This is a genomic window from Pseudomonas sp. GW822-FHT05A08 (genome assembly GCF_058800485.1).
Map to the genome: position 1 here is coordinate 5,821,253 of NZ_CM179511.1, position 21,325 is coordinate 5,842,577.

The 21,325-nt window shown below is 62.7% G+C and carries 20 protein-coding genes; 10 read left to right on the forward strand and 10 right to left on the reverse strand.

Features of this window, described 5'->3' with window-relative positions; genetic code table 11:
• Positions 1-41: 41 nt before the first annotated feature.
• The 9 genes from queC to hmpA form a co-directional block, all read right to left on the reverse strand.
• Positions 42-740 carry a 7-cyano-7-deazaguanine synthase QueC gene (gene queC, locus AC3RCP_RS26185; RefSeq protein WP_101339482.1) on the reverse strand — a complete coding sequence of 233 codons (699 nt, stop codon included), beginning with the start codon at positions 738-740 and terminating at the stop codon, positions 42-44.
• Positions 741-858: 118 nt separating this feature from the next.
• On the reverse strand, positions 859-1,746 hold the full coding sequence (gene cyoE / locus AC3RCP_RS26190; protein WP_025806166.1) for a heme o synthase: 888 nt from the start codon (positions 1,744-1,746) through the stop codon (positions 859-861).
• 11 nt (positions 1,747-1,757) lie between these two features.
• Complete coding sequence (cyoD, locus tag AC3RCP_RS26195; protein ID WP_007929704.1) at positions 1,758-2,093, reverse strand: cytochrome o ubiquinol oxidase subunit IV; 336 nt, start codon at positions 2,091-2,093, stop codon at positions 1,758-1,760.
• Complete coding sequence (locus tag AC3RCP_RS26200) at positions 2,093-2,719, reverse strand: cytochrome o ubiquinol oxidase subunit III (protein WP_007929702.1); 627 nt, start codon at positions 2,717-2,719, stop codon at positions 2,093-2,095. Before AC3RCP_RS26200 ends, cyoD begins: the two co-directional genes overlap by 1 nt.
• Positions 2,720-2,722: 3 nt before the next feature.
• Positions 2,723-4,741: a cytochrome o ubiquinol oxidase subunit I gene (cyoB, locus tag AC3RCP_RS26205; protein ID WP_007929700.1), complete on the reverse strand. Its 2,019-nt coding sequence runs from the start codon at positions 4,739-4,741 to the stop codon at positions 2,723-2,725.
• A gap of 3 nt (positions 4,742-4,744) precedes the next feature.
• Positions 4,745-5,686 carry a ubiquinol oxidase subunit II gene (cyoA, locus tag AC3RCP_RS26210; protein ID WP_007929698.1) on the reverse strand — a complete coding sequence of 314 codons (942 nt, stop codon included), beginning with the start codon at positions 5,684-5,686 and terminating at the stop codon, positions 4,745-4,747.
• Positions 5,687-6,479: 793 nt separating this feature from the next.
• Complete coding sequence (locus AC3RCP_RS26215) at positions 6,480-6,989, reverse strand: disulfide bond formation protein B (protein WP_007929696.1); 510 nt, start codon at positions 6,987-6,989, stop codon at positions 6,480-6,482.
• Positions 6,990-7,013: 24 nt separating this feature from the next.
• Positions 7,014-7,553, reverse strand: a complete 540-nt coding sequence (locus tag AC3RCP_RS26220) for an ester cyclase (RefSeq protein ID WP_101339012.1) — start codon at positions 7,551-7,553, stop codon at positions 7,014-7,016.
• Positions 7,554-7,829: 276 nt separating this feature from the next.
• The gene (hmpA, locus tag AC3RCP_RS26225) at positions 7,830-9,011 is read right to left on the reverse strand and encodes an NO-inducible flavohemoprotein (RefSeq protein WP_101339013.1); all 1,182 of its coding nucleotides are present in this window, start codon (positions 9,009-9,011) and stop codon (positions 7,830-7,832) included.
• Positions 9,012-9,167: 156 nt separating this feature from the next.
• Here hmpA and norR point away from each other — a divergent pair, with 156 nt between their 5' ends.
• From norR to AC3RCP_RS26250, 5 genes are all read left to right on the forward strand, one after another.
• Positions 9,168-10,721 (forward strand): nitric oxide reductase transcriptional regulator NorR, encoded by a 1,554-nt coding sequence (gene norR, locus AC3RCP_RS26230; RefSeq protein ID WP_101339014.1) that lies wholly within the window; start codon positions 9,168-9,170, stop codon positions 10,719-10,721.
• Between the two features lie 273 nt (positions 10,722-10,994).
• Positions 10,995-11,897: a chemotaxis protein CheV gene (locus AC3RCP_RS26235; RefSeq protein ID WP_009045497.1), complete on the forward strand. Its 903-nt coding sequence runs from the start codon at positions 10,995-10,997 to the stop codon at positions 11,895-11,897.
• A gap of 3 nt (positions 11,898-11,900) precedes the next feature.
• Positions 11,901-12,392, forward strand: a complete 492-nt coding sequence (locus AC3RCP_RS26240) for a GNAT family N-acetyltransferase (RefSeq protein ID WP_492570734.1) — start codon at positions 11,901-11,903, stop codon at positions 12,390-12,392.
• Between the two features lie 185 nt (positions 12,393-12,577).
• Complete coding sequence (locus tag AC3RCP_RS26245) at positions 12,578-12,913, forward strand: hypothetical protein (RefSeq protein WP_101339016.1); 336 nt, start codon at positions 12,578-12,580, stop codon at positions 12,911-12,913.
• A 92-nt stretch (positions 12,914-13,005) separates the two neighbouring features.
• Positions 13,006-13,755 carry a YkgJ family cysteine cluster protein gene (locus tag AC3RCP_RS26250; protein ID WP_492570733.1) on the forward strand — a complete coding sequence of 250 codons (750 nt, stop codon included), beginning with the start codon at positions 13,006-13,008 and terminating at the stop codon, positions 13,753-13,755.
• Between the two features lie 244 nt (positions 13,756-13,999).
• On the opposite strand, the gene AC3RCP_RS26255 is transcribed toward AC3RCP_RS26250, so the two are convergent.
• On the reverse strand, positions 14,000-14,242 hold the full coding sequence (locus AC3RCP_RS26255) for a hypothetical protein (RefSeq protein WP_007922116.1): 243 nt from the start codon (positions 14,240-14,242) through the stop codon (positions 14,000-14,002).
• 238 nt (positions 14,243-14,480) lie between these two features.
• Between AC3RCP_RS26255 and AC3RCP_RS26260 the strand changes: the two genes are divergently transcribed.
• The 5 genes from AC3RCP_RS26260 to AC3RCP_RS26280 all read left to right on the forward strand — a co-directional run bounded on the left by AC3RCP_RS26260 (position 14,481) and on the right by AC3RCP_RS26280 (position 21,232).
• Positions 14,481-15,650 carry an efflux RND transporter periplasmic adaptor subunit gene (locus AC3RCP_RS26260; RefSeq protein WP_492570732.1) on the forward strand — a complete coding sequence of 390 codons (1,170 nt, stop codon included), beginning with the start codon at positions 14,481-14,483 and terminating at the stop codon, positions 15,648-15,650.
• Positions 15,647-18,742, forward strand: coding sequence for a multidrug efflux RND transporter permease subunit (locus tag AC3RCP_RS26265; protein WP_492570731.1), 3,096 nt, complete (start codon positions 15,647-15,649; stop codon positions 18,740-18,742). The genes AC3RCP_RS26260 and AC3RCP_RS26265 overlap by 4 nt, the downstream gene beginning before the upstream one ends.
• A 9-nt stretch (positions 18,743-18,751) precedes the next feature.
• Positions 18,752-19,429: a heavy metal response regulator transcription factor gene (locus AC3RCP_RS26270; RefSeq protein WP_007922121.1), complete on the forward strand. Its 678-nt coding sequence runs from the start codon at positions 18,752-18,754 to the stop codon at positions 19,427-19,429.
• Positions 19,419-20,783 carry a heavy metal sensor histidine kinase gene (locus AC3RCP_RS26275; protein WP_492570730.1) on the forward strand — a complete coding sequence of 455 codons (1,365 nt, stop codon included), beginning with the start codon at positions 19,419-19,421 and terminating at the stop codon, positions 20,781-20,783. Before AC3RCP_RS26270 ends, AC3RCP_RS26275 begins: the two co-directional genes overlap by 11 nt.
• 224 nt (positions 20,784-21,007) lie before the next feature.
• A complete protein-coding gene (locus AC3RCP_RS26280) occupies positions 21,008-21,232 on the forward strand; it encodes a hypothetical protein (RefSeq protein WP_053262556.1) in 225 nt (74 codons plus the stop codon).
• Positions 21,233-21,325: the final 93 nt, after the last annotated feature.

The following is a 21,325-nucleotide window of genomic DNA, read 5'->3' on the forward strand; positions in this document are numbered from 1 at the left end:
AGATGCAGTGTTGAACTCCATTGAGACGGTCGATCAAGCCTTCATTGCAGGTTCATCTTGCTTCTCAAGCTGCTCATGACTGCTGCCTTGTTCCCCAGATAATCATTCAGCCCTCTGCTACGAAGATTGCACGCATCGCAATTGGCACAACCGCTGCCAATAACGCCGTTGTAGCAGGTCAGGGTCTGCTCGCGAACCAGGCTCAACTGATGGTGATGATCCGCCAGCGCCCAGGTCTCCGACTTGTTCAGCCACATCAGCGGAGTCTCAAGGCGCAGGCGGTATTCCATGCCCAACTCGACGGCCTTGTTCAAGGCCTTTACAAACTCGTCGCGGCAATCGGGATAGCCGGAGAAGTCCGTTTCACACACCCCGGTAATGACCGTTTCAGCCTTTACCTGGTAGGCATAGATAGAGGCCAGGGTTAAAAACAGAATATTTCTTCCTGGCACGAAAGTGCTGGGCAGGCTTTCGCCCGAACTGTTCACCGTGGGAACCGGGATATTGTCCCGAGTGAGACTGCTGATCGCCAATTCATTGAGTAGCGAAGCATCCAGCACTTTGTGGACGGTCGCCCCCAATTGCTTCGCGAGTTGCTGCGCCACTTCTATTTCCGCGCGGTGGCGCTGACCGTAATCAAAGGTAATGCAGTGCACTTCATCATAGAGCGGCAATGCGTGGATCAGACAGGTCGTCGAGTCCTGCCCGCCACTAAATACGACAACGGCTTTTTTCTTCATCATTCTGCTTCCTGCATGAATAGAGTCATTTGAATATTTAAACAGCCCACTGACTGACACTCAATAAAAAAGCCCCGCGCTTCTCTCGAAGGCGGGGCTTTTTCATAGCGTTTGCAGCTTATGGCGCGTAGGTCAGCAGCAGCTCGCTCGGTACCTTGAAATCCAGGGACATCATCACGCTCAGCGCGGTGATGGTGAAGATCGAGAACACGAACAGCTTGCGCGCCCAGACGGTGTCGTCCACCGCCTTGTAGCCGGTCCAGGCCATGTACAGCCAGTACATGCCCATCGCGGCCGCGACGGCCAGGTAGCTCATGCCGGCATACCCGCTGAAGGTCAGCATCAGGGTCGCCACCAGGAACGCCAGGATGTAGAGCAGGATGTGCTTCTTGGCCACCAGGATGCCGCGCTTCACTGGCAGAACCGGAATCGATGCGGCCAGGTAATCGTTGAAGCGGAAGATCGCGATGGCATAGGAATGCGGCATCTGCCACAGGCTGAACATCACCAGCAGGGTCAGCGCGGCCATGTCGAAGCTGTTGCTCACGGCCACGTAGCCGATTACCGGCGGCATCGCCCCCGACAGGCTGCCCACCAGCGTGCCGTGCACCGACTTGCGCTTGAGGTACAGGCTGTAGAAGCCGACATAGATGACGAAGCCGATCACGGCGAACAGCGCCGCCAGCGGATTGGCCACCTTGTACAACAACGCAACGCCGGCGACACCCAGAATGGTCGCGTAGACCAGTGCCACTTTCAGGGAGATCAGGCCCTGAACCAGCACACGGTTCTTGGTGCGTTCCATCTTCAGGTCGATGTCACGGTCGATGCAGTTGTTGAACACGCAACCGGAAGCCACCACCAGGGACGTGCCGATCATCGCGGCCAGGAAGATGGCCAGATCGACATGTCCCTTGGAGGCCAGGAAAAAACCGCCCGCCACAGAAAGCACGTTACCGAAAATGATCCCCGGTTTGGTGATTTGGATAAAGTGCTTGAGCGACATCGGGTCTTACCTCACTTCGCCATCATGTAGGTGTGGATGCTGAACATGATCCACAGCGACAGACCAACCAGCAGGACGATCACCAGGGCAGCGAAGACGAACGCGATCACGTTGTTACGCTGGGCCTCGGAGCGGTCCAGGTGCAGGAAGTACACCAGGTGAACCAGGACCTGGATCACCGCGAAGGCAAGCACGATCATCAGGGTGATGGATTTCGGCAGGGTCGGGTACATCACCAGGCCGAACGGGATGATCGTCAGGATCACCGACAGGATGAAGCCGATGGCGTACGACTTTACGCTGCCGTGGCCCGCATCATGGCTGTCATGGGAGTGTGCATTAGCCATTACATAGTCCCCATCAGGTAAACAACGGTGAAGACGCAGATCCAGACCACGTCCAGGAAGTGCCAGAACAGGCTCAGGCAGCTCAGGCGGGTCTTGTTGGTTGCGGTCAGGCCGTGCTTGTTGACCTGATACATCATGATCGCCATCCAGATCAGGCCGGCGGTCACGTGCAGACCGTGGGTGCCGACCAGGGTGAAGAACCCGGACAGGAAGCCACTGCGGCTAGGGCCGTAGCCTTCGGAGATCAGCAGGTGGAACTCGTTGATCTCCATGCCGATGAAGCCCAGGCCGAACAGGAAGGTCAGGGCCAGCCAGCCCAGGACCTGCTTCTTGTTGCCCCGGAAGAACGCCAGCATGGCGAAGCCGTAGGTAATCGAACTGAACAGCAGCAAGGCGGTTTCGCCGAGCACGTAAGGCAGTTCGAAGATGTCGTGGCCCGACGGGCCACCCGCTACGTTGTTTACCAGTACCGCGTACACCGCGAAGATCGACGCAAACAGAATGCAGTCGGTCATCAGGTAGAGCCAGAAACCGTATACGGTCATCTCGCCCGAGTCGTGGTGATGGTCATCGTGCCCATGGTCATCGACATGGGTGTGTCCAGCATTGGTCACTAAGTTCGACATGGTTTAAGCCTGTTCCAACGAGGTTTCTACACGGTTGGCCGGAATCTTCTTCTCGGCTACCAGGCGAGCGTGCTGCTCGGCTTCGATGCGTTCGATCACGTCGACCGGCACCATGTAGCCTTGATCATCGCGAGCCGCGTGGATCACGAAATAGATCACGGTACCGGCCAGGCTAGCGATCGCCAGCCACCAGATGTGCCAGATCATCGCGAAACCGAAGACGGTCAACAGAGCACCCATCACCAGGCCGGTGGCGGTGTTGTTCGGCATGTGGATCGGTTCGTAGCGAGCAGGCTTCTGGTACGCGGTACCGTTTTCCTTGGCTTCGGTGAACGGGTCGATGCCATTGGCCTTCGGCAGTACGGCGAAGTTGTAGAACGGCGGTGGCGACGAAGTCGACCATTCCAGGGTGTGGGCATTCCACGGGTCGCCGGAAACGGTCTGGTTCTGCTTGCGATCACGCACGCTGACGTACAGCTGGATCAGCTGGCAGGCGATACCGATGGCGATCATCACCGCACCGAACATGGCGACGTACAGGTACGGCACCCACTCAGGGTTGGTCGTGGCGTTCAGACGACGGGTCATGCCCATGAAGCCCAGTGCATAGAGCGGCATGAACGCGACGAAGAAGCCCGAGATCCAGAACCAGAATGCAGCCTTGCCCCAGCCTTCGTGCAGCTTGAAGCCGAACGCTTTCGGGAAGTAGAAGCTGAAACCGGCGATGTAGCCGAACACGGCACCACCGATGATCACGTTGTGGAAGTGCGCGATCACGAACAGGCTGTTGTGCAGGACGAAGTCGGCACCCGGGATGGCCAGCAGTACGCCGGTCATGCCGCCGATGGCGAAGGTCACCATGAAGCCCAGGGTCCACAGGACCTGGCTGGTGATACGCAGACGGCCGTGGTAGATGGTGAACAGCCAGTTGAACAGCTTCACCCCCGTCGGGATGGAAATCAGCATGGTCGCCAGGCCGAAGAAGGCGTTGACGCTGGCCCCCGAACCCATGGTGAAGAAGTGGTGCAGCCAGACCATGAAGCCCAGTACCGAGATCGCGCCGGAAGCGTAGATCATCGAGTGGTGGCCGAACAGGCGCTTGCCCGAGAAGGTCGAGATGACTTCGGAGAAGATACCGAACGCCGGCAGGATCAGGATGTACACCTCAGGGTGACCCCAGGCCCAGAACAGGTTCACGTACATCATTGGATTGCCACCAAGTTCATTGGTGAAAATGTGGAAATCCATGTAACGGTCGAGGGTCAGCAGTGCCAGGGTAGCGGTCAGGATCGGGAACGAAGCCACGATCAGCACGTTGGCCCAGGTGCAGGTCCAGGTGAAGATCGGCATGTCCATCATCTTCATGCCAGGGGTACGCATTTTCAGCACGGTGGCCAGGAAGTTGACCCCCGTCAGCGTCGTCCCTAGCCCTGATAGCTGTAGCGCCCAGATGTAGTAGTCGACACCCACGCCCGGACTGTATTGCAGGCCCGACAGCGGCGGATAGGCAACCCAGCCGGTCTTGGCGAATTCGCCGACGCCCAGGGACAGGTTGATCAGCACGACGCCGGAAACCAGCAGCCAGAAGCTCAGGGAGTTGAGGAACGGATAGGCAACGTCACGCGCACCGATCTGCAGCGGCACTGCAAGGTTCATCAGGCCGGTGAAGAAAGGCATCGCCATGAAGATGATCATGATCACACCGTGGGCGGTGAAGATCTGGTCATAGTGTTCAGGAGGCAGGTAGCCCGGCGAACCCTCGGTGGCCATGGCCAGCTGGGTACGCATCATGATCGCGTCGGCGAAGCCGCGCAGGAGCATGACCATGGCGACGATGATGTACATCACGCCGATTTTCTTGTGGTCGACCGAAGTCAGCCATTCGGTCCACAGGTAGGACCATTTCTTGAAGTACGTGATACCCGCGACAAGCGCCAGACCACCGAGGATGATCATGGCAACGGTCACCATGACAATCGGCTCGTGGAACGGTATCGCGTCCAGACTTAATTTACCAAACATCGTTTACTCCTCTGCCCCAGCAGCTGAATGCGAGCTCATGTCAGTCCCTTCCACAGCGGCCACTTCTTTCTTCTCGTGCTTGACCGGTGCGCCTGGTTTCATGCCTTCATACTTGTCGACAATTTTCTGAAACAGGTCCGGCGTGTACGAGGAGTACAGCGCGACAGGGTTGTTCTGGCTTGGCTTGGCAAGGGCTTCGTATTCAGCTTGATCAAGCTGTTTAGGTGCGGCCTTGACTTCGGCTACCCAGGCGTCGAAATCTTCCTGGCTCGTCGAGATCGCTTTGAATTTCATGCCGGTGAAGCCAGCGCCACTGTAGTTAGCGGAGATGCCTTCCATTTCAGCTTTCTGGTTGGCGATCAGGTGCAGCTTGGTCTGCATGCCTGCCATCGCATAGATCTGGCCGCCCAGGGCAGGGATGAAGAACGAGTTCATCACGGCGTCGGAGGTGATCTTGAAGTTCAGCGGAGTGTGCTCCGGGAACCGGATCTGGTTAACAGTGGCGATACCCTGGTCCGGGTAGATGAACAGCCACTTCCAGTCCAGCGCGACCACTTCGATGTTGATCGGCTTGACGTCGGATTCCAGCGGACGATACGGGTCCAGCGCGTGGGTGGACTTGTAGGTCACATAACCCAGGGCAATGATGATGAGGATCGGGACCAGCCACACCGCGATTTCGATCTTGGTGGAGTGCGACCACTTGGGCGCGTAGGTCGCGTTGGTGTTGGACGCGCGGTATTTCCAGGCGAACGCGAAGGTCATCACGATCACCGGAATCACGACCAGCAGCATCAGCAGGGTAGCGGTGATGATCAGGTTTCGCTCATCCAGACCGACCTGTCCCTTCGGGTCGAGCAAGGTCCACTTGCAGCCTCCCAGCATTAACATCATGCCAAGCAGCGGCAAAAAGCCTAGTAATCGGGGGTACCTGTTTTTACTCATCTCACGACCTCTAAAGCAGCTTGCGCCATGCAGTTGGGTTTTGATCGCCAACACTTCACCGTGCCAAGGGTTGGCATTTTTTCTTCGATTGAATAAGGGCCTGCCCGACGCGTTACGCGTTGTTTGACAAATCCTGGGCTAGCAGTGAGTTCTTATTCGAATTCGTGGTCAAAGGCCTTTTACAGACCAATTCCATTTGGTGCGGATATTTGGAAGGTGCCGACACCTGGGGTCGCATGGAGCGTCCAACGCCCCTCGACCGCCGCCGTATGCTCAGGGGTGAGCAGCGCCGGAAATTCAGTGCGGGCGATTGTAGATATGTAGCGTTTTATAAACCATGTCTTATCCCGAAATAATTTTTATCGGCTCGCGCAACAATGCGTGGCGATTATTGCAACGGGTCGCGATCATATCGAGATTCATTCGCAATAAAAAGCCCCAAAAACACCTTCCAGCCAAGTCGAAAAAGGCGCCTTTCACCCGTACAAAATCCACCGATGGCATCGCGCTACCCCTTGTAAAACGAGGGCTGAACCGATTTATTTAGATAGCAGGCTATGCTTGCCTGGCCGTTCACCGCGCCGACACGAACTGACAGACTTTTTTCGCTCCTGGCGCAAGAAAAATCGTCTCGACGTCATCCTCTGAAACACAGCTGCGACATCACCATGTGACAACATGTCGCACTTTTATCGCGCATCCGATTGCCCCATATCACGCCCCCTTCACACATTGTCCTACACGCAAAAAAGCCCCGGCCCCGAACATCGGGACCGGGGCTTTTTGCGCCGGGTCAGGCGCTCTTGCGACGGTTACGAATGATGCCCAGCGGCACCAGCACCAGGGTCAGCACAAAGGCCACCAGCGCCCACTGCGCCAGGGACAGGCCCAGCACCGGCGGGTACGGCGTGGAGCAGAAGCCATCGACCTGGAACCCCAGCGGGAAGACGGTCGCCAGCGGCAGGCTGTCGACGATCGGCTGCAACACATCGATGCCGCAACTGACCGCAGGATGGGCCTGGGTGTAGACGTGATGCCCCGCCACCGCCGCCCCGAACAGCGCGCTGATCACTACCAGCGCTTCCAGCACGGTGAGGCTGCGACGGCTGCGCATGGCCGCGCCGATGAAGGCGAAAATCGCGATCAGCAGAAACGCGTAGCGCTGCAGGATGCACAACGGGCACGGCGCCTCGCCCAGCACCACCTGCATGTACAGCGCGCCGCCGATCAGCGCCAGGCAGATCACCCCCAGCAACACCAGAAAACGTCGCTCGCGCCCCAAACGCAGTGTGTCGTCAGTCATCCTCAATTCCTTTCTGTCTGTGGCTCAACCCGACGGCAGCGTTTGCAACTGCTGCATCAGGCTGAGGTTGTCTTCGATATGCCAATTGGCGGTGATCCGGCCATCGGCGATCTGATAGATGTCGGTTGCCCGGAAGTCTACACGCTGACCATGACCTTTGAGTGCATTGAAGGTCCCGCTGAAGTGCCCGCGAAAATGCAGGTGCAGCACCACCCGATCCCCGGCCACGATCATCTGCTCGATGTCTGCGCTCAGGTCCGGCACCGCCGTGCGAAAGAACCGCGACGCCAGCAGCGGCCCCGTCGGCCCCTGGACCCGCCCTGCAGGCGGCGTCATATCGACGAAATTCTCCGCCAGCGCGGCCCTGGCCAGGCTTTCATCGCCGCTGTTCCAGAAACTGCCGTAGCGCCGCGCGGCCAGCTCCATGGCTTCACGCTGGGCCTTGGGCAGGCTCTGATCGACGATCAGGGTCTGCGGTTGGAGCAAGGCCGGCTCGGCGAAAACCAGGGGACTGGCGAGCAGGGTCGCGGCCAGGGTGATGCGGGAAATGGCTGAGAGTTGCATGGGATGATCCTGATCAGTGCGAACGAGCGCCTATCATCAGCATCGGGGAATTAACGATAAACAGGTTAAGAACGGATTAACCTTTAAAGGATTTTTACGAGTGCGCCCCTGTAGCCGCTGGCGCAGCCTGCGATCGGTTGCGCAGCGACCGCGAGACCAGGCGACACCGGAGCTCCGGTATACCGCGTCGCCAGGTTTACGGGGCTGTGCCCCGATCGCAGGCTGCGCCAGCGGCTACAAAGAGGCCAGCCTCCGGGCGGAGGCTGGCCGGTGGGGTTACTCCAGCGCCGCGGCCGGGCCGAAGAACTCGTAACGGCTTTGTTTTTCCGGTACGCCCAGGGCCTTGAGGTGGCGCTTGATCGCCGCCATGAAGGCTTTCGGGCCGAGGAAGTAGGCGTCCAGGTCACGCTCCTGCGGCAACCATTCGGCCAGTTGTTCCTGGCTCAGCAGGCCGACCTTGTCCGCCGCCGGGCTGATGCCGTCGTCTTCGGCGTAGCAGTAGAAGCGCTTGAGTTGTGGATGACGCGCGGCCAGGCCGTCGACCCAATCGCGGAACGCATGCACCCCACCGTTGCGCGCGCAGTGGATAAAGTGCACCGGACGCTCGGTGGCCAGCGCGGCTTCAAGCATCGGCAGGGTCGGGGTGATGCCAACGCCACCACTGATCAGCACCAGCGGCTTGTCGCTGTCCGCCAGGGTGAATTCGCCCGCTGGCGGGAACAGCTGGATGCTGGCGCCGATCTGCAGTTGGTCGTGCAGGTAGTTGGAAGCGCGGCCACCGGCCTCGCGCTTGACGCTGATGCGATACTGGCCGGCGTCGGACAGGGCCGACAGCGAGTAGTTGCGGCGGATTTCCTCACCCTCGAGGAACAGCTGCATGCCGATGTACTGACCCGGCTCGGCGGCGAGAATCGGGCCGTTATCCACAGGCTCGAAATAGAACGAGGTGATTTCCGCGCTCTCCTGCTCGCGGCGGACCAGCTTGAACTCCCGCGCACCACGCCAGCCGCCCGGGGCCTGGGCCTTCTGGTCGTAGATCGCGCCTTCGGCACCGATCAGGATGTCCGCCAGCTGGTTATAGGCCGCGCCCCAGGCGCTCATCACCGCCGGCGTGGCGATCTCTTCGCCCAGCACTTCGGAGATGGCGCGCAGCAGGCAGCTGCCGACGATCGGGTAATGCTCCGGCAGGATCTGCAGGGCCACGTGCTTGTTGATGATCTTGGCCACCAGGTCGCCCAACTGGTCGAGCTGGTCGATGTGCCGGGCGTACATCAATACGCCATTGGCCAGGGCCCGTGGCTGGTCGCCGCTGGCCTGGTGCGCCTGGTTGAACAGTGGGCGCACTTGCGGATACTCGCAGAGCATCATCCGGTAGAAGTGGGTGATCAGGGCTTCGCCACCGCTTTCCAGCAACGGAACGGTGGATTTGATGATGGCACGATCTTCGACGCTAAGCATAAGTACAACTCCTGAGCTTTCTGACTACTTGCAGGTTGCCCTTTACCAATCAGTTTTCGTGCCAACAATAAAAACCATACAAATCAATTACTTGAAATATTTGTAGTCATATCGACAAAGCCGCATTTATAGTCATTAAGACCATACGGAGTCATTATGACCGCAAAATCCCTGCTCACCGCCTTGTTGCCCCTGGTCTCCGACCTGTCCCGCGAACTGCCCGAAGGCGAGCGCTACCGCCGCCTGCTGGAAGCCATGCGCGCCCTGCTGCCCTGCGACGCCGCCGCGCTGCTGCGCCTGGATGGCGAATGGCTGGTGCCGCTGGCGGTGGACGGCTTGAGCACCGACACCCTGGGCCGACGCTTCAAGGTCAGCGAACACCCGCGTTTCGCCGCCCTGCTCAGCCACCCCGGCCCTACCCGCTTCGCCAGCGACAGCGAGTTGCCGGACCCTTACGACGGCCTGGTGGATGGCCTGCACGAACACCTGGAAGTCCACGACTGCATGGGCTGCCCGCTGTTTATCGACGAGCGCCCCTGGGGCCTGCTGACCCTGGATGCCCTCGACCCGCAGCGCTTCGAGCCGATCGAGCTGGATGCCCTGCAGGCGTTCGCCAGCCTGGCGGCGGCCACCGTCAACGCCGCCGAGCGCATCGAGCGCCTGGCCCTGCGCGCCGAAGACGAACACCAGCGCGCCGAGGTCTATCGCCAGGCCAGCGGCCAGAACCGCGAGATGATCGGCCAGAGCAAAGCTCACAAACGCCTGCTGGAGGAAATCGGCCTGGTCGGCGGCAGCGACCTCACGGTGCTGATCACCGGCGAAACCGGGGTCGGCAAGGAACTGGTGGCCCAGGCCATCCACGCCGCCTCGCCCCGGGCCGACAAACCGATCATCAGCCTCAACTGCGCCGCCCTGCCCGACACCCTGGTGGAAAGCGAACTGTTCGGCCATGTGCGGGGCGCCTTTACCGGCGCCACCAACGACCGCCGCGGCAAATTCGAGCTGGCCAATGGCGGCACGCTGTTTCTCGATGAGGTGGGCGAGTTGTCGCTGACAGTGCAGGCCAAGCTGCTGCGCGTGCTGCAAAGCGGCCAGCTGCAACGCCTGGGTTCGGACCAGGAACATCAGGTCGACGTGCGGCTGATCGCCGCCACCAACCGCGACCTGGCCGAAGAAGTGCGCAGCGGCCGCTATCGCGCGGACTTCTATCACCGCCTCAGCGTCTACCCGCTGCTGGTGCCGGCCCTGCGCGACCGCGGCCGCGATGTGCTGCTGCTCAGCGGCTACTTCCTCGAACAGAATCGCTCGCGCATGGGCCTGGGCAGCCTGCGCCTGACCAGCGATGCCCAGGCGGCGCTGCTGGCCTACGCCTGGCCGGGCAACGTGCGTGAGCTGGAACACCTGATCGGCCGCAGCGCCCTCAAGGCCCTGGGCAATTGCCGCGAACGACCGAAGATCCTCAGCCTGAGCGCCGCCGACCTGGACCTGCCGGACGCCTCGGCGCCGCTCACGCCCCAGCCCCCGGCTGCGACGACCATGGCCGACCTTCCCGGCACCGGCGATCTACGGCAGGCCACCGAAAACTACCAGCGCCAACTGATCAGTGCCTGCCTTGAGCGCCACCAGCACAACTGGGCCAGCGCCGCCCGCGAGCTGGGCCTGGACCGCGCCAACCTGGGGCGCATGGCCAAGAGGCTAGGCTTGAAGTGACTCACCTGTAGCCGCCGAAGGCTGCGATCGGCTTAGGCGGCATTGCCACGAAACGGCCATGAACCCGATACATGAGGTGTGACCGAAACGACGCAGTGGCTGATCTTGCGAGGACTGCGTCCTCGATCGCAGCCTTCGGCAGCGGCTACGGATTGCGCGGGTCGCGGATATTGGGATTAAGCCTAAAGCCAGCCCTTTGCACGTCGATAACCCGTTATCGCTAGCTGTTCGCGACCCATGGCGCGAACCACCTTTTTTCCACAGAAGGTTTTTATGTCTTCCAACAAAGCCCGCGCAGACTCTCTTTCGCTTCTGCTGTTCACCTTGCGCAGCGGCAAGCTGATGGCGATCAACCTGCTCAAAGTCAGTGAAATCATTCCCTGCCCACCGCTGACCAAACTGCCGGAATCGCACCCGCACGTGAAAGGCATCGCCACCCTGCGCGGCAATTCGCTGTCGGTCATCGACCTGAGCCGGGCCATCGGCGAACGGCCGCTGGAAGACCCGGAGGGCGGCTGCCTGATCGTCACCGACGTCAGCCGTTCCAAGCAGGGCCTGCATGTGCAGGCGGTGAGCAAGATCGTGCATTGCCTGACCACCGATATCCGCCCGCCGCCCTATGGCTCCGGCGGGGTCAAGTCCTACATCACCGGGGTCACCCAGGTCGACGGCACCCTGGTGCAGGTGCTGGACATCGAGAAAGTCATCCATGGCATCGCCCCGGCGCAGATCGAAACCGCGCCGACCGAGCTGAGCATGCAAGACGCCGAACTGCTGGGTAACGCGCGGATCCTGGTGGTCGACGATAGCCAGGTGGCCCTGCAGCAGTCGGTGCATACCCTGCGTAACCTCGGCCTGCAATGCCACACCGCGCGCAGCGCCAAGGAGGCCATCGACTGCCTGCTGGACCTGCAAGGCACCGCCCAGGAGATCAACCTGATCGTCTCGGACATCGAGATGTCGGAGATGGACGGTTACGCCCTGACCCGCACCCTGCGCGAGACCCCGGACTTCGCCCACCTCTACGTCTTGCTGCATACCTCGCTGGACAGTGCCATGAACGCGGAAAAGGCCCGCCTGGCCGGCGCCAACGCGGTGCTGACCAAGTTCTCCTCGCCGGACCTGACCCGCTGCCTGATCGAAGCGGCCCGTCACGTCGCCGCCCAGAGCGCCTGAGCCGTGGCCGACGACTATTGCCTGCTGATGCGCCGCGACCTGACCGGGCAACCGGAGCCCGCCAGTTGGCCGGCCACCTTCAGCCTCGACAGCTATCGACCGGAGCTGGCCGCAGCGGTGCATGGCCTGATGCACCTCGGCTACCAGGACGGCGGCGGGAGCGTGCCGGAGCTGGACAGCTGGCGCCAGCGTTTCGAAAGCGACGCCGAATACGACCCGCAACTGTGCCTGGTGGCGCAGGATGCCGAGGGCGTCGTCGGGGTGATCCAGTGCTGGACCAGCGCCTATATCAAGGACCTGGTGGTGCATCCGCGGGCCCGCCGCCAGGGCCTGGGACGGGCCTTGCTGCTGCAGGCCTTCGAGGCCTTCCGCCAGCGCCGCGAAGCCTTTGTCGACCTGCGGGTGCTGGAAGACAACCAGCGAGCCCGTGGGCTGTACGACAGCGTCGGCATGGTCGCGATCCGCCGTGAGCAGGTTCCCCACACGCCGCTGTAACCTGTAGCCGCTGCCGCAGGCTGCGATAAGGTCCGCAGGACCTTCAGCGATTTCAAGATCGCCGCGGCCGTTCCGGCCGATCGTCCGAACGCGGCCCGAGCCTGCGGCAGCGGCTACAGCGATTTTCATTGTCGGCGCCTCAGGCATACTCCCGCGCACACTCGTGAACGAAGGAGCGCCCTGCCATGAAAGCCCTGTCCCTGAGCTTCGCCTGCCTCACCGCCCTCCTCGCCAGCCAGGCCCAGGCCTCCAGCCCGGACGCCTGGGCGACCTTCGACAAGCAGGTACGGGCCAGTTGCACCAAGGCCAGCCAGTTGAAGAATGTCAAAGTGCTGGGCAACGCCGCGCAGTTCGACGACCGGGTCGGCTACAGCGCGTTGCTGCTTCAGGGCCAGTACCCGCAAAAACACATGAAGGGCCAGATTGGCGTGGAACTGTGCCTGTACGACAAACAGCGCAAGAGCGCCCATGTCACCGAATGGGATTCGATCCGTCCCGCCCTCGAGGCCAAGGGCCGGTGACTGGCGCATAACTTGCTTCGAGAGCGCTATTTAGAGGGCGATGTGAGTCATTCCGTCGCCGCTTCCGCCTTTCGACTATGGCTGCCGGCTCAATGAATACTCGTTTTTCCTGCGTAGGCTGCGGCAAGTGCTGCAACGATCACCACGTTCCCCTGACCCTCGGCGAAGCCCGCCAGTGGGCGCTGGATGGCGGCCAGGTGATCGTGCTGGTGGAAGGCTTCCTGAGCAATGGCCTGGGGCTGCCGGCCCAGCAGCGTGAGCACGCCGAACGGCGTTCCTGCGTGGTGCCCAGCGGCAATGCCCAGGCCCACGTGGCGATCACCTTCGCCGCCTACAACGTCGGCCCCTGCCGGAATCTTGACGAAGACCAGCTGTGCCGGATCTATGAACGCCGGCCGCTGGTGTGCCGCATCTACCCGATGGAAATCAATCCGCACATCCCGCTCAACCCGGCGGTCAAGGATTGCCCGCCCGAGTCCTGGGAAAAAGGCCCGCAGCTGATTGTCGGCGGTGAGCTGGTGGACCTGGAACTGGCCGAACTGATCCAGCGCTCGCGCCAGGCCGACCGCGACGATATCCACAGCAAACAAGCCATCTGCCAACTGCTGGGCATTCACACCACCGCCCTCAAGGGCGATGGCTTTACCGCCTACCTGCCGGACATGGCAGCCCTGGCCGAAGCCATCGAGCGGGTCCAGGCGCAACCGCTGGCGGCGCCGACCGGCGAGTGGCTGTTCCATGTATCCGGTGAAGACATTGCCGGGCAAGTGCAGGACGCCGGCGCCCAGGTGGTGACCGAGGCGCCGCTCACCTACGCCTTCATTTCCCTGCGGGCAGCATGAAGCCCTGCCGCTGACCCGCAGAGTCTCCGGTGTCCGTCAAATCGTTGCGAGCGCGCCGCTCGTACGCAGCCTGCGGCAGCGGCTGCACGGATTGGGATATCGCGGCATTCGCGGAACTTGTAGCCGCTGCCGCAGGCTGCGATAAGGCCGAAGGTCTTCGGCGATCTTAAGGTCGTGCGCCCGCTTCGCGGTCGATCGTCCGAACGCGGCCCAAGCCTTCGGCAGCGGCTACAGAAGCTTGGACTCAGCGCTTGCCCATCGAGCGGCGGGTGCCGGGTGGCGCCGCGCCTGGGGTCTTGGTGTGGCCGTTGGTGGCGCCGTTCTTGTACCAGGGTTGCTGGGCATTCTTGGCCTGGGCGAACTCGGACGGCTTGAACGGAAACTTGAACGGCGCGATCGCCGGCTTGCCTTCGCCAGGCGCGCTGGCGTCGTCGACCTGGTCGGCGCTGGGCGCGTCGGACACAGGCGGTTGTGCTGGGGTAGTCATGGAAGCTCCGGGTGAAAAGCAAAGGCCGGGCCCGGGGAAGCGGGCCGCGAAGGCCGGCAGTATACCCGCGTTACGGATCGTTGAGCGGCCGCGACCGTCATCGGCCAAAGGTCATCGGTCGGCCTTTGCTGACAGCGCTGTCAGGCAGGCGTCACGTTGCTGACCGGGTCGGCCGGCTATAAAGGGGCCATCGATTCTGGCCATCTTCCCGTCCCCCTGCCCCCCGGCGCTGGCGTCCATGCGTAATCGAAAAACAACCCTTGTGCTCGCAGGCGTGCTCGCCGTTCTCGCCGCCGCTGGCCTGTGGTCCCTGCTCAAGCCGCCCAGCCCCAAACTGGCGGCGCCGACCGCCGTGCCGGTGCGGGTGATCAGCGTCGCCCAGCAGGATGTACCGCGGCATGTCAGTGGCATCGGCTCGGTGCTTTCGCTGCACAGCGTGGTGATTCGCCCCCAGGTGGACGGCATCCTCACCCGGCTGCTGGTCAAGGAAGGCCAGTTGGTCAAGGCCAGCGACCTGCTGGCGACCATCGACGACCGCTCGATCCGCGCCAGCCTCGATCAGGCCCGGGCGCAACTGGCGGAAAACCAGGCGCAACTGCAAGTGGCCCAGGTCAACCTCAAGCGTTACAAGCTGCTGTCGGTGGATGATGGCGTGTCCAAGCAGACCTACGACCAGCAGCAGGCGCTGGTCAACCAGCTCAAGGCCAGCGTCCAGGGCAACCAGGCCGCCATCGATGCGGCGCAGGTGCAGCTGTCCTATACCCAGATCCGCTCGCCGGTGTCCGGCCGCGTCGGCATCCGCACCGTCGACGAAGGCAATTTCCTGCGCACCAGCGATACCCAGGGCCTGTTCTCGGTGACCCAGATCGACCCGATCGCGGTCGAGTTTTCCTTGCCGCAACAGATGCTGCCGACCTTGCAGGGGCTGCTGGTCGCCGAGCACCCGGCCTCGGTGGACGCCTACCTGGGCGCCGATACCGACTCCGACACGGGCGAGCGCCTGGGCGAAGGTCACCTGAGCCTGATCGACAACCAGATCGACACCAACACCGGGACCATCCGCGCCAAGGCCGAATTCAGCAACCCCGGGCAAAAGCTCTGGCCCGGCCAACTGGTGACCATCAAGATCCAGACCGCCGTGGAAAAAGCCGCCCTGGTGGTACCGCCCGGCGTGGTGCAGCGCGGCCTGGACAAACACTTCGTGTATCGGGTCAAGGACGACAAGGTGGAAATCGTCCCGGTGCAGATGGTCTATCAGGACAGCGGCCAGAACATCATCAAGGGCGTGCAGGCCGGCGACCTGCTGGTCAGTGACGGCCAGTCGCGACTCAAGGCCGGCTCACATATCGAAGTGCTCAGCGAACCGCCGCAACAGATCCAGGCGGCGAACGCGGAGCCACAGCCATGAAGGGCCACGGCTCGATCTCCGCCTGGTGCGTCGACCATCCGGTCGCCACCCTGCTGCTGACCTTCGCCCTGGTGCTGCTGGGCGCCATCGCCTTTCCCCGGCTGCCCATAGCGCCGCTGCCGGAGGCCGAATTCCCGACCATCCAGGTCACCGCGCAACTGCCCGGCGCCAGCCCGGAAACCATGGCTTCCTCGGTGGCCACGCCGCTGGAGGTGCAGTTCAGCGCCATCCCCGGCATGACCCAGATGACCTCCAGCAGCGCCCTGGGCTCGACCAACCTGACCCTGCAATTCACCCTCGACAAGAGCATCGACACCGCCGCCCAGGAAGTACAGGCGGCGATCAACACCGCCTCGGGCAAGCTGCCCAACGACATGCCGAGCCTGCCCACCTGGCGCAAGGTCAACCCGGCGGACAGCCCGGTGCTGATCCTCAGCATCAGTTCCACGCAAATGCCCGGCACTGAACTGAGCGACTACGTGGAAACCCTGCTGGCCCGGCAGATCAGCCAGATCGACGGTGTCGGCCTGATCAACATCACCGGCCAGCAACGCCCGGCGATCCGCGTCCAGGCCTCGCCCGACCGGCTGGCGGCCATCGGCCTGACCCTGGCCGATATCCGTGTCGCCCTGCAGCAGGCCAGCCTCAACCTGGCCAAGGGTGCGCTGTATGGCGAGTCGAGCATCTCGACCCTGTCGACCAACGACCAGCTGTTCCATCCCGAGGACTACGGCCAGTTGATCGTCTCCTACAAGAACGGCGCGCCGGTGCAGCTCAAGGACGTCGCCCGGGTCATCAGCGGCCCGGAAAACGCCTATGTGCAGGCCTGGTCCAACGACCAGCCGGGGCTCAACCTGGTGATCTTCCGCCAGCCGGGGGCCAACATCGTCGACACCGTGGACCGCATCCAGGGCGAGTTGCCGCGCCTGGAGGCCATGCTGCCGGCCTCGGTGGACGTGACCGTGCTCTCGGACCGCACCAAGACCATCCGCGCGTCCTTGCATGAAGTGGAAATCACCCTGCTGATCGCGGTGCTGCTGGTGGTGGCGGTGATGGCGCTGTTCCTGCGCCAGCTGTCGGCGACGCTGATCGTCTCCAGCGTGCTCGGGGTGTCGCTGGTGGCCAGTTTCGCGCTGATGTATGTGATGGGCTTCAGCCTGAACAACCTGACCCTGGTGGCCATCGTGATCTCGGTGGGCTTCGTGGTCGACGACGCGATTGTCGTGGTGGAGAACATCCATCGCCATCTGGAAGCCGGCGATGGCATGCGCGAGGCGGCGATCAAGGGCGCCGGCGAAATCGGCTTCACTGTGGTGTCCATCAGCTTCTCGCTGATCGCCGCGTTCATTCCCCTGCTGTTCATGGGCGGCGTGGTCGGGCGGCTGTTCAAGGAGTTCGCCCTGACCGCCACCTCGACCATCCTGATTTCGGTGGTGGTGTCGCTGACCCTGGCGCCGACCCTGGCGGCGCTGTTCATGCGCGCGCCGACTGATCATCCCCACGATCGCCCGGGCTTCGGCGAACGCCTGCTGGCACTCTACGAGCGTGGGCTGAGCCGAGCCCTGGCCCATCAACGGCTGATGCTCGGCCTGTTCGGCCTGACCCTGGGCCTGGCCATCGCCGGCTATGTTTTCATTCCCAAGGGTTTCTTCCCGGTCCAGGACACCGGCTTCGTGCTCGGCACCAGCGAAGCGGCGGCCGACATCTCCTACCCGGACATGGTGGCAAAGCACCTGGCCCTGGCGAAGATCCTCGGCGCCGACCCGGCGGTGGAAACCTTCTCCCACTCGGTGGGCGTCACCGGCAACAACCAGACCATCGCCAACGGCCGCTTCTGGATCGCCCTCAAGGACCGCGGCCAGCGGGACGTCTCCGCCAGCCAGTTCATCGACCGCATTCGCCCGCAGTTGGCCAAGGTCCCGGGCATCGTCCTGTACCTGCGGGCCGGCCAGGACATCAACCTCAGCTCCGGGCCGAGCCGCAGCCAGTACCAGTACGTGCTCAAGAGCAACGACGGGCCGACGCTGAATACCTGGACCCAGCGCCTGACGGAAAAACTGCGGGCCAACCCGGCCTTTCGCGACCTGTCCAACGACCTGCAACTGGGCGGCAGCATCACCCATATCAGCATCGACCGCAGCGCCGCGGCGCGTTTCGGCCTGACCGCCACCGATGTCGACGAAGCGCTCTACGACGCCTTCGGCCAGCGCCAGGTCAACGAGTTCCAGACCGAGACCAACCAGTACAACGTGATCCTCGAACTGGACGCCCGGCAGCGCGGCAAGGCCGAGAGCCTGAATTACTTCTACCTGCGCTCGCCCCTGAGCGGCGAGATGGTGCCGCTGTCGGCGCTGGCCAAGGTCGACCCGCCCACCGTCGGCCCGTTGTCCATCGCCCACGACGGCATGTTCCCGGCCGCCAACCTGTCGTTCAACCTGGCGCCGGGCGTGGCCCTGGGTGACGCGGTGATCATGCTCGACCAGGCGAAAAACCAGATCGGCATGCCCGCCTCCATCGCCGGCAATTTCCAGGGCGCGGCCCAGGCCTTCCAGAGTTCCCTGGCCAGCCAGCCGTGGCTGATCCTCGCGGCGCTGGTGGCGGTGTACATCATCCTCGGCGTGCTCTACGAGAGCTTCGTCCACCCGCTGACGATCATTTCCACCTTGCCCTCGGCCGGCCTTGGCGCGCTGATCATGCTCTGGCTGCTGGGCCAGGATTTCTCGATCATGGCCCTGATCGGCCTGGTGCTGCTGATCGGCATCGTCAAGAAAAACGGCATCCTGATGATCGACTTCGCCCTCGAAGCCCAGCGCCAGGGCGGGCTGTCGCCGCAGGAGGCGATCTACCAGGCCTGTATCACCCGTTTCCGGCCGATCATCATGACCACCCTCGCCGCTTTGCTCGGCGCCTTGCCGCTGATGCTCGGCTATGGCGCCGGCGCCGAGCTGCGCCAGCCGCTGGGGATCGCCGTGGTCGGTGGCCTGCTGGTGAGCCAGGCGCTGACGCTGTTCACCACTCCGGTCATATACTTGTGGCTCGAGCGGCTATTCCATCGGCCCACACCAGCGCCAGCGCTGGCGAGCACATCCTGAGGCGGGGTCATGCGCGTTCTGATTATCGAAGACGAAGAGAAAACCGCGGACTATCTGCACCGCGGCCTGACCGAACAAGGCTACACCGTGGACCTCGCGCGCGACGGCGTCGAGGGCCTGCACCTGGCGCTGGAAGGCGACTACGCGGTGATCGTGCTCGACGTGATGCTGCCCGGCCTCGACGGCTTCGGCGTGCTGCGGGCGCTGCGCGCGCGCAAGCAGACGCCGGTGATCATGCTCACCGCCCGCGAGCGCGTCGAAGACCGCATCAAGGGCCTGCGCGATGGCGCCGACGATTACCTGGGCAAGCCCTTTTCCTTCCTCGAACTGGTGGCGCGCCTGCAGGCCCTGACCCGCCGCAGCGGCGGCCACGAACCGGTGCAGATCAGCATCGCCGACCTGTGGATCGACCTGATCAGCCGCAAGGCCAGCCGCGCTGGTACGCGCCTGGACCTGACCGCCAAGGAGTTCTCGCTGCTCAGTGTGCTCGCCCGGCGCCAGGGCGAGATCCTGTCGAAAACCGCGATCGCCGAGATGGTCTGGGACATCAACTTCGACAGCGACGCCAATGTCGTCGAAGTGGCGATCAAGCGCCTGCGGGCCAAGCTCGACGGGCCGTTCGAGCAGAAACTGCTGCACACCATCCGCGGCATGGGGTATGTGCTGGAGAACCGCGGTGCCTCGTAATTCGATTGCCCTGCGCCTGAGCGGGCTGTTCACCCTGGTCGCCCTGCTGATCTTCCTGCTGATCGGCGGCGCGCTCTATCAACAGGTGGACAAGGGCCTGGGCCTGCTGCCCGAGGCCGAGCTGGACGCGCGCTACAGCGTGCTGGAGTCGGCCCTGACGCGCTTCGGCAACCCGGAGCACTGGGCCAAGATCAACAACAAGCTCAAGCTGCTCAGCGAAGAAGACAAGCGCATCCGTTTCTGGGTGGTCAGCGGCGACCCCGCCTACGAATACGGCAACCCCGACCCGCAGATCCGCCGCTTCGCCCAGGGCCCGCTGGGCATGCGCGACCTGACCCTGCCCGGGCATCCCTATCCGCTGAAAGTGCTGGTCAGCCAGCTGCCGGCCAAGGAGCTGCGCCCGCCGCTGCGCTTTCTGATCGCCATCGACACCGAGACCTTCTACGAGACCCAGCACCAGCTGCTGATTGCCTTGATCAGCCTGGCCATCATCGGCGTGCTGCTGGCCTCGGCGCTGGGTTACTGGGTGGCGCGCATCGGCCTGAAGCCCTTGATCGGGCTGTCCGAAGAAGCCCAGCGCCTGGCCCCGCCGAGGCTTTCCGGACGCCTGCAGCTGTCGTCGCTGCCGCCAGAGCTGACGCAGTTCGCCAACTCGTTCAACTCGACCCTGGAGCGGGTGGAACAGGCCTATTCGCGCCTGGAATCCTTCAATGCCGACGTCGCCCACGAACTGCGCTCGCCCCTGACCAACCTGATCGGCCAGACCCAGGTGGCACTGACTCGCGGGCGCTCCGCCGAGCATTATTTCGAGGTGCTGCAATCCAATCTCGAAGAGTTGGAACGTCTGCGTTCGATCATCAACGACATGCTGTTCCTGGCCAGCGCCGACCAGGGCAGCAAGGCCACCAAGCTCACCAGCACCTCCCTGGCCAGTGAAGTGGCCACCACCCTGGACTACCTGGACTTCATCCTCGAAGACGCCCAGGTCAAGGTCGAGGTGCGCGGCGATGCCCAGGTGCAGATCGAGATCGCCCATCTGCGCCGGGCGCTGATCAACCTGCTGAGCAATGCCGTGCAGCACACCGAGCCCGGGCAGGTGATCCGGGTGCAGATCGATGTGCAGGAACACCAGGTGGCCATCGCCGTGAGCAACCCCGGCCAGGCCATCGCCCGCGAGCATCTGCCACGGCTGTTCGAGCGCTTCTACCGGGTCGACGCCTCCCGCAGCAACAGCGGCGCCAACCACGGCCTGGGGCTGGCGATCGTCAAGGCCATCGCCCTGATGCACGGCGGCGACGTGTTCGTGCGCAGCGATGACGGCATGAACACCTTCGGCCTCTACCTGCCGATCTGACCTCTCCCTCTCCTCTGTGGTCGACGCTCGATTGCTCGCGATGGCGGCATGTCAGATACATCGCATTACCTCTATCACCGGCAAGCCTGGCGCCTACAGAAGCGGTGTCAACTATTGCTTTTGGCGTAACAGTGCTTATCCTGTTCGGCGCTTTTTCCAGCCGTCTTGAAGTTATATTTTTGTCGCACCTAATTTGAACTTGCTCTGCAAGAAGGTCTTCAGAAATGTCCAACAGTATGGGTATTGCCAGCGCCTTTGTTTTGTCCTCCCTGTTCTTGGCCCCTATGGCCATGGCCGAAGAATCGCAGACTTTCGCCGCGCATAACGCCGCGCGCGCCGCTGCCTTCCAGGACGCCCAGGAAGCGCTGGCTGCCAAGCAACAGAACGGCAAGCAGCCGCAGGAAATCACGGCGGAACAACGCCAGCCGGACGTTCAGAAGGACAGCTGACACCCGCTACCGACTCGTTTCCCTCGACAACTTCTCTGCTCTAACCCTGGAGTAAGTTGTCTTAAAGCCGCTGATAACAGCGGCTTTTTTTTG